At 71.7% G+C, this 7,784-nt stretch carries 9 protein-coding genes; all 9 read right to left on the bottom strand.

The window, feature by feature from the left end:
* Positions 1 to 1,749: gamma-glutamyltransferase (gene ggt, locus H5J33_RS16565; RefSeq protein WP_181795676.1), on the bottom strand; the 1,749-nt coding region annotated here is incomplete at its 3' end.
* Between the two features lie 282 nt (positions 1,750 to 2,031).
* Positions 2,032 to 2,910, bottom strand: a complete 879-nt coding sequence (locus tag H5J33_RS16570) for an amino acid ABC transporter permease (RefSeq protein WP_181795677.1) — start codon at positions 2,908 to 2,910, stop codon at positions 2,032 to 2,034.
* The gene (locus H5J33_RS16575) at positions 2,907 to 3,551 is read right to left on the bottom strand and encodes an amino acid ABC transporter permease (RefSeq protein ID WP_181795678.1); all 645 of its coding nucleotides are present in this window, start codon (positions 3,549 to 3,551) and stop codon (positions 2,907 to 2,909) included. The genes H5J33_RS16570 and H5J33_RS16575 overlap by 4 nt, the downstream gene beginning before the upstream one ends.
* Positions 3,548 to 4,474 (bottom strand): glutamate ABC transporter substrate-binding protein, encoded by a 927-nt coding sequence (locus H5J33_RS16580; RefSeq protein WP_181795679.1) that lies wholly within the window; start codon positions 4,472 to 4,474, stop codon positions 3,548 to 3,550. The genes H5J33_RS16575 and H5J33_RS16580 overlap by 4 nt, the downstream gene beginning before the upstream one ends.
* 17 nt (positions 4,475 to 4,491) lie before the next feature.
* Entirely contained in the window at positions 4,492 to 5,235 is a 744-nt protein-coding gene (locus H5J33_RS16585) for an amino acid ABC transporter ATP-binding protein (protein WP_181795680.1), read from the bottom strand.
* A 150-nt stretch (positions 5,236 to 5,385) separates the two neighbouring features.
* Positions 5,386 to 5,805, bottom strand: a complete 420-nt coding sequence (locus tag H5J33_RS16590; RefSeq protein ID WP_181795681.1) for a DUF6278 family protein — start codon at positions 5,803 to 5,805, stop codon at positions 5,386 to 5,388.
* Positions 5,806 to 5,820: 15 nt separating this feature from the next.
* Entirely contained in the window at positions 5,821 to 6,600 is a 780-nt protein-coding gene (locus H5J33_RS16595) for an exodeoxyribonuclease III (protein WP_181795682.1), read from the bottom strand.
* A 35-nt stretch (positions 6,601 to 6,635) separates the two neighbouring features.
* Complete coding sequence (locus H5J33_RS16600; RefSeq protein ID WP_181795683.1) at positions 6,636 to 7,271, bottom strand: MBL fold metallo-hydrolase; 636 nt, start codon at positions 7,269 to 7,271, stop codon at positions 6,636 to 6,638.
* 38 nt (positions 7,272 to 7,309) lie between these two features.
* A partial coding sequence (gene pcaC / locus H5J33_RS16605; protein ID WP_181795684.1) for a 4-carboxymuconolactone decarboxylase occupies positions 7,310 to 7,784 on the bottom strand: 475 nt, incomplete at its 5' end.

Here is a 7,784-nt window from a genome sequence, read left to right on the forward strand (position 1 = left end):
GGCGGCGGCCAGCCACCTGCCGTCCGGCAGGCGCTGCACGCCGGTGGCGGCGCCGATCTCGGGGTTGAGGCTGAAAGAGTGCCCGATGGCCTCCAGGCGGTGCCTCGGCTCGCTGTCGTACAGCCCGGGTTCCAGCTCGGTCCTCGCCGCGTTGCGCTGGCTGGCGCGCGGTGCGGCGATGGCGTCGACCAAGGGCAGACGCCGGTCGAGGAACCCGGTCAGGGTCTGCAGCACGGTGGTGATGATGGTGGCGCCGCCGGGGGAACCGACCGCGACGACGGGCCTGCCCTGCCGGTCCAGCACGATCGTCGGGGCGATCGAGGAGCGGGGGCGCTTGCCGGGGCCGGGCAGGTTGGGGTCGTGGACGGCCGGGTTGGCGGGGCCGAAGGAGAAGTCGGTCAGCTCGTTGTTGAGCAGGAAGCCCCGGCCGGGGACGGTGATGCCGCTGCCGCCGGTCTGCTCGATGGTGAGCGTGTAGGCGACGACGTTGCCCCACTTGTCGGCCACGGTCAGATGGGTGGTGTTCTCGCCCTCGTACGTCGTCGGGGCCGCGGTGCCGCCCTTGCCGCAGGGTGCGGGCCGGCGCGGGTCGCCCGGGGCGAGCGGGCTGGTGAGGACGGCGTCGTCCTTGATGAGGCAGGCGCGCGAGTCGGCGTACCGCTGCGACAGCAGCTGCCGGGCCGGTACGTCCTCGAAGGCGGGGTCGCCGACCCAGCGCCCGCGGTCGGCGAAGGCGACTCGGCTCGCCTCGATGAGGCGGTGCAGGTACCGGACCTGGTCCGCCTTCGACAGGTCGGTCCGCTCCAGGATGTTGAGGGCCTCGCCGACGGTGGTGCCGCCGGAGGAGGAGGGGGCGATGGAGTAGACGTCCAGGCCGCGGTAGGAGGTCCTGGTCGGGGCCTGGAGCTTGGCGCGGTAGACCGCGAAGTCCTTCTCGGCGAGCTTGCCCGGGCGGGCGTTCCAGCCGGAGGCGGGGTCCACGGGCGGGTGTTCGACGGCCTTGACGATGTCGTCGCCTATGTCCCCGCGGTAGACGGCGGCCGTGCCCTCGCGGCCCAGCTGCTCGTAGGTGCGGGCCAGTTCGGGGTTCTTCAGGGTGGAGCCGACGACGGGGAGCCGGCCGCCGGGCAGGAACAGCTTCACGGTGTCGGGGAAGTAGCGGAACCGGGTCTCGTTGGCCGCGGTCTGCGCCCGGAAGGTGTCGTCCACCGTGAAGCCGTCGCGGGCTATTCGCTCGGCCGGCTTCAGCACCGTGCGCAGCTTTTCGCTGCCCCACTCCGTCAGGGCCTTCTGCCAGGTGGCGGGGGTGCCCGGGGTGCCGACGCTCAGACCGCTGCTGACGGCCTGGTCGAAGGGGAGCGGTTTGCCGTTCTCGGTGAACAGGCCGGAGTCCGCGGCGAGCGGCGCGGTCTCGCGGCCGTCGATGGTGTGGACCGTGCGGGTCCTCGCGTCGTAGTAGACGAAGTAGCCGCCCCCGCCGATGCCGGAGGAGTAGGGCTCGGTGACGCCGAGCGCGGCGGCCGTGGCGACGGCCGCGTCCACCGCGTTGCCGCCGTGCCTGAGGATCTCGATGCCGGCGGCGGAGGCGTCCGCGTCGACGCTGGCGACCGCTCCGCCGTAACCGACGGCCACGGGTGTCTTGGTGGCCGTCCGGCTCTCCGGCGCGGCGGGCGGCGCCGCCGCCCCCACCGACACCATGGCGGCCGTGACCGCCAGAACCGCCAGTTTCCGCTTGTCTGGGCGACCCATGCGTACCTCCCGTCGGGACAGTCCGCGCAGCGTAACCAGAACGGTGCTGTACCGACAGTACGCCGCGGTGCCCCGCCCCACCATGCCGGAGCTCGAACACGCGTACGGCGCGGGCGTGGTCGTGCCGGTGGCGGATGTCACACGCCGAGCACAACCCGTCCGGCGCGCAGCTGACCTTCTCCCCGCCGTGGGGACGACCCGTCACAGGTGTCCGTCCCGCTCCGCGAGCAGTGATCTCCGGCTGCCGCCGGACGAGCCTGGCCCGTTGAACTGCCGCCCCCCTCAGGGTTCCGGGGCCATGGGGGGCTCCCCACCGGGCAGCAGCGCCCCAGGGCCGGCCGGGGCGTGAGCCACCGCCTCGGTCTTGGGGCTGCGCTGCTCACGGCGGGACACCCAGCCGGCGAACCACGAGAGCAGCATGCACATCCCGATGTAGATCGGCGAGATCACCATCACCACGGGGATGAACGGCAAATCGTAGTCGAGGTTGGAGGCGATGAGTTTCCCGGCATGGAGAAACTCCTCGTAGGTGATGAGGAAGCCGAGGGAGGTGTCCTTCAGCGCGACCACCAACTGGCTGATGATGGCGGGCAGCATGGCGCGCACCGCCTGCGGTACGAGGACGTACGCCATGACCTGCGTCTTGCGCATGCCGAGCGCGAACGCGGCCTCCCGCTGGCCGCGTTCGACGGCGTGCACACCGGAGCGGAAGACCTCGGCGAGCACCGAGCCGTTGTAGAGGGTGAGTCCGGCGACGAGCGCGGGCAGCGGCCGCACCTGCAGCGCCACGAAGATGAAGAAGATCATCACCAGCACCGGCATGGCCCGGAAGAACTCCACGACGAGCGTGGCGAGCGCGCGCACCGGCCGGTGGTCCGACAGCCGGCCGGTGGCCAGCACCCCGCCGAGCGCGAGGGAGAGGACGGCCGCGATCGCGAACGCCTTCAGGGTGTTGCCGAGTCCGCGCAGCAACAGCAGCTGGATGCCCTGGTACTCGAAGGGTGTCCACTTGGTCGCGGTGAACTGGCCGGTGTGGAACAGCAGGTACAGGATCCAGGCGAGCAGCGCGAGGAGGACGGCGGTGGACAGGGCGCCGTAGAGGGCGTGCCGCCGCCGGGTGCGCGGGCCCGGGACGTCGTAGAGCGCGGGGGCGGCGGTCACCGGGCGACTCCCCACCTGCGCTCCAGCGCGTGGAACAGGGCGCTGATGGCGAGCGTGACGACCAGATAGCCGACGGCGATCCAGACGAACGTCCAGACGATGTCGTAGCCGAGTTCGTTGAGCGTCTTGTACGTGCCGAGCAGCTCGGTCACGCTGAAGGCGCCCGCGATCGCGGAGTTCTTGGCGAGCGCGATGAGGGTGGAGCCGACGGGCGGGATCACGGACCGGAAGGCCTGGGGCAGCACGACCAGCGACAGGGTCTGCCCGAAGGTCATGCCGAGGCTGCGGGCCGCCTCCCCCTGTCCCCCGGGCACGGTGTTGATGCCGGAGCGCAGCGCCTCGCAGATGAAGGCGGAGGTGTAGCAGCCGAGGGCGAGGACCGCGAACACCTCGAAGGGCAGGACGAGTCCGAACCGGGGCAGTCCGAGCAGCACCGCGAAGAACAGCAGGGTGAGCGGGGTGTTGCGGAGCACGGTGACCCACGCGGTGCCGAAGACCCGCAGGGAGCCGACGGGCGCGACCCGGAAGGACGCCATCACGAAGCCCAGCGCGAGGGCCAGCAGGGAGGCGTAGACGGTCAGTTCGAGGGTGCCGAGGAAACCGGCGCCGTAGGCCGAGAAGTTGTCTGTCAGTACGTTCATGCCGTCCTCGCTCGGCCCGCCGGGTAGCGGTCGATGGCGGGCGGGTGGGGCGCGGGCACGCCGGACAGGCCGAGCGTGGCCTCGTAGGCCTTCTTCCAGTCGCCGTTCCTCTCGCGGGCCGCCAGGGCGTCGTCGAGGGCGAGGCGCAGGGCGTCGTCGCCGCGCGGGACGCCGATGCCGTAGGGCTCCTTGGAGAACGGCTCGCCGGCCAGCTTCAGTTCGCTCGGGACCTTGGCCGCGTAGCCGATGAGGATGGCGTCGTCGGTGGTGACCGCGTCGACCTGGTAGGTGAGGAGGTTGTCCACGCAGACGGAGTAGGTGTCGTAGGCGACCAGGACCGCCTTCGGGTAGTCGGCCTTGACGCGCTGGTACGGCGTGGAGCCGGCCGCCGAGCAGACGCGTTTGCCGGCGAGGTCCGCCGGGCCGTGGATGGTGTTCTCGTCCTTGCGGACCAGGAGCGACTGGCCGGCCATGTAGTACGGCCCGGCGAAGCCCACGAGCTTCTTGCGGTTGGGGTTGATGGTGTAGGTGCCCACGTAGTAGTCGATCTGGCCGTTCTGCAGGGCGGTCTCGCGGTTGGCGGAGGCGATGGTGCGGAACCGGATGGTCTTCGGCGCGAGGCCCAGCGAGGCGGACATCATCCTGGCGATCTCGATGTCGAAGCCGGAGTAGACGCCGGTGGCCGGGTCCTTCTCGCCGAGGTAGGGCTGGTCCTCCTTGACGCCGACGACGAAGTGGCCGCGCCGCTTGGCCCGGGTCCAGGTCCGGGAGGCGGGCAGGCGGACGTCCCGGGCCACCCGGTAGTGCGGGAGTTTCCCGGCGGCCGGTCCCTTGCCGGGCGGGCTGCCCTCCTTGCCGCAGGCGGCGGCCAGCAGCACGAGCAGCGCGCACAGGGCGCGGGGCGCACGGGTGGTACGGCACATGGATCGCGGTCCCCCGGTCAGTGCTTGAGGATCTTGGAGAGGAAGTCCTTGGCGCGGTCGCTGCGCGGGGCGGTGAAGAACTCGTCGGGGCTGCGGTCCTCGACGATCCGGCCGTCGGCCATGAAGACGACCCGGTTGGCGGAGGCGCGGGCGAAGCCCATCTCGTGGGTGACGACGACCATGGTCATGCCCTCCCGGGCGAGCTGCCGCATGACCTCCAGCACCTCGTTGATCATCTCGGGGTCGAGGGCGGAGGTGGGCTCGTCGAAGAGCATCGCCTTGGGTTCCATGGCGAGCGCGCGGGCGATGGCGACGCGCTGCTGCTGGCCGCCGGAGAGCTGGGCGGGGTACTTGCCGGCCTGGTTCAGCAGGCCGACGCGGTCCAGGAGTTCACGGGAGCGCCGGTCCGCCTCCTCCTGGCGCCGCCGGCGCACCTTGACCTGGGCGAGGGAGACGTTCTGCAGGACGGTCTTGTGCGCGAAGAGGTTGAAGGACTGGAAGACCATGCCGACCTCGGCGCGCAGCCGGGCGAGGGCCTTGCCCTCCGCGGGCAGCGGCCGGCCGTCGAGGGTGATGGTGCCGGACTCGATGGTCTCCAGCCGGTTGATCGTCCTGCACAGCGTCGACTTGCCCGAGCCGGACGGGCCGATGACCACGACCACCTCACCCTTGCCGACCGTGAGGTCGATGTCCCTCAGGACATGCAGCTCTCCGTAGTACTTGTTGACGTTGCGCAGTTCGATCAACGGATCGACGGCCATCCGCAGCCCCGCTCGCTCTCGGCTGTGTCGGTTGCCGCAACCTATCCAGCCCGCCGTGCGGTCGAGGGACGACACGCACCTTCAGGGCATTAGCCGTATTTACGTCAGCGGGCGGTCCGGGAGTTCGCCGGCGGGCGGCCGGGGCCGGGCTCAGTCCTCGGCGATCTCGGCGTACAGCTGGGACAGTTCGGGGACCCCGCTCACGGCCCACTCCTGCCCGGCCGGCACCACCTCCACCGTCCGCCCGGAGGCGAGCCGTACGACGGGTTCGCCGTCGGAGCGGATCCGCCAGGCGGCGCCGGGCACCGTGCGCACCACGACCGTGCCCAGGTACAGCCCGGCGTCATGGCCCAGCCAGAGCAGCGTCTCGGGGTCGTCGCGCCAGCGCGGGTCCATCTGGTCCAGGGCCTCCAGGGAGGCCGGGGTGTCGTCCAGGCGGACGCCCCCCAGGGCCGCCTGCGAGCGCAGCAGATCGCACTCGGACAGCAGCGCGGCGACCCCCTCGGGATCGGCGGGCGGCGCCGGCTCACCGTTCTTGTCGTGCCGGGGGCCCAGGAACGGAAGACGCATGCCCCCAGCGTGGCATCACACGTCCAGGTCGACCACCACCGGCGCGTGGTCGGAGGCGCCCTTGCCCTTGCGCTCCTCGCGGTCCACGTAGGCGTCCTTGACGGCCTTGGCGAACGGCTCGTTGCCGTACACGAGGTCGATGCGCATGCCGCGGTTCTTCGGGAAGCACAGCTGGCGGTAGTCCCAGTACGTGAACGGCCGGTCGTACTTCAGCGGGCGCGGCACGATGTCGTCCAGGCCCGTCTCGCGCAGGGCGGCGAGCGCGGCGCGTTCGGCGGGGGTGACGTGGGTGGAGCCCTCGAACGCCGTCACGTCGTAGACGTCCTCGTCGGTCGGCGCCACGTTGTAGTCCCCCAGGACCGCGAACGGGCGGCTGCCCCGCGCGTCGCCGTGGACGGCCGCCTTCAGGGCCTCGAACCACTGGAGCTTGTAGGCGTAGTGCGGGTGCTCCACCTCGCGGCCGTTGGGCACGTACACCGACCAGACGCGGACCGGGCCGCAGGTCGCCGAGATGGCGCGCGGCTCGGTCACGCCGTCGTAGCCGGGGTCGCCGGGCAGGCCCTTGACCACGTCCTCGATGCCGACGCGGGAGAGCACCGCCACGCCGTTCCACCGGCCGGTCGCGTGGACCGCCGATTCGTAGCCCAGCTCGCGCAGCTGGTCGAACGGGAACTGCTCCTCGGCGATCTTGGCCTCCTGGAGGCAGAGCACGTCGGTGCCGCTGCTCTCCAGCCAGGCCAGCAGCCGGGGCAGGCGAGCGGTGATCGAGTTCACGTTCCAGGTGGCGATGCGCATGCCTCACAACCTACCCGGAGCCTGTGACAACGGGCTCAGACCTCCGCCGCCGCCCCGGGTGCCAGGCGCTGGTGGTCGGTGCCGCCCAGCCGGCCGAGGTGGCCCTCGTAGATCGGCAGGGCGAGGTCGGTGAGCAGGGCGTCGTGCACGTCGTAGGCGCGCCGCGGGGCGACCTCGCGGACGTAGTCGATCACCTCGGAGATCTTGTTCCAGGGGGCCATCACCGGCACCAGCAGCGTCCGCACCGGGTGGCCGGGGACGGTGAGGGCGTCGCCGGGGTGGAAGACCGCGCCGCCGTCGATCAGGTAGCCGACGTTGGTGACGCGGGGCAGGTCGGGGTGGATCACCGCGTGCAGCTCGCCGTGCACCTGCACGTCGAAGCCGGCGGCGGTGAAGGTGTCGCCGTGGCCGACGGTGTGCACCCGGCCCGGGAAGGCGGCCGTGATCCGCTCGGCGACGGACTCCAGCGTCCAGATCTCGGCGGCCGGGTTGTTCTCCATGGCGGCCCGCAGCCGGAGTTCGTCGAAGTGGTCCGGGTGCTCGTGCGTGATCAGGATGGCGTCCGCGCCGAGCGCCGCGTCCTCCTCGGAGAAGGCGCCCGGGTCGATGACGAGCGTCCGGCCCTCCTTGTCGAGGCGGACGCAGGCGTGGGACTTCTTCGTGAGCTTCATGTCTCCCATCTTCACGCCCGCGCCCACCGTGCGCGGCACTACCCGGCGGGCGTGGTCTCCTCGCGGATGACCCGCTGTGCGACCCGGAACGCGCTGTTCGCGGCCGGCACCCCGCAGTAGACGGCGGTCTGCAGCAGCACCTCGGCGATCTCGGCCGGGGTCAGCCCGTTGCGCAGGGCCGCCCGGGTGTGGGCGGCCAGCTCCTCCAGGTGGCCGCCGGCGACCAGCGCGCTCAGCGTGACGCAGCTTCGGGTACGGCGGTCCAGGCCCGGCCGGTCCCAGATCTCGCCCCAGGCGTAGCGGGTGACGAAGTCCTGGAAGTCCCCGGAGAACTCCTCGGAGTCCGCCAGCGTCCGGTCGACGTGCGCGTCGCCGAGCACCTCGCGGCGGATCTTCAGCCCGGCCTCGTACCGGTCGGACGGTCCGTCGCTCCGGGCCGGTACGGCGGCCGGGGCGATCTCGGCGACCGGCGCGGCCTGCGCCGGCACGATGGGGGCAGGCATCATGGCCATC

The organism is Streptomyces sp. WELS2 (assembly GCF_013870595.1).
Lineage (GTDB): Bacteria > Actinomycetota > Actinomycetes > Streptomycetales > Streptomycetaceae > Streptomyces.

Coding starts and splice junctions, on each gene's coding strand:
- H5J33_RS16575 (WP_181795678.1), bottom strand. CDS start 3,551: ATGAACGTACTGACAGACAACTTCTCGGCCTACGGCGCCGGTTTCCTC.
- H5J33_RS16580 (WP_181795679.1), bottom strand. CDS start 4,474: ATGTGCCGTACCACCCGTGCGCCCCGCGCCCTGTGCGCGCTGCTCGTG.
- H5J33_RS16585 (WP_181795680.1), bottom strand. CDS start 5,235: ATGGCCGTCGATCCGTTGATCGAACTGCGCAACGTCAACAAGTACTAC.
- H5J33_RS16590 (WP_181795681.1), bottom strand. CDS start 5,805: ATGCGTCTTCCGTTCCTGGGCCCCCGGCACGACAAGAACGGTGAGCCG.
- H5J33_RS16595 (WP_181795682.1), bottom strand. CDS start 6,600: ATGCGCATCGCCACCTGGAACGTGAACTCGATCACCGCTCGCCTGCCC.
- H5J33_RS16600 (WP_181795683.1), bottom strand. CDS start 7,271: ATGAAGCTCACGAAGAAGTCCCACGCCTGCGTCCGCCTCGACAAGGAG.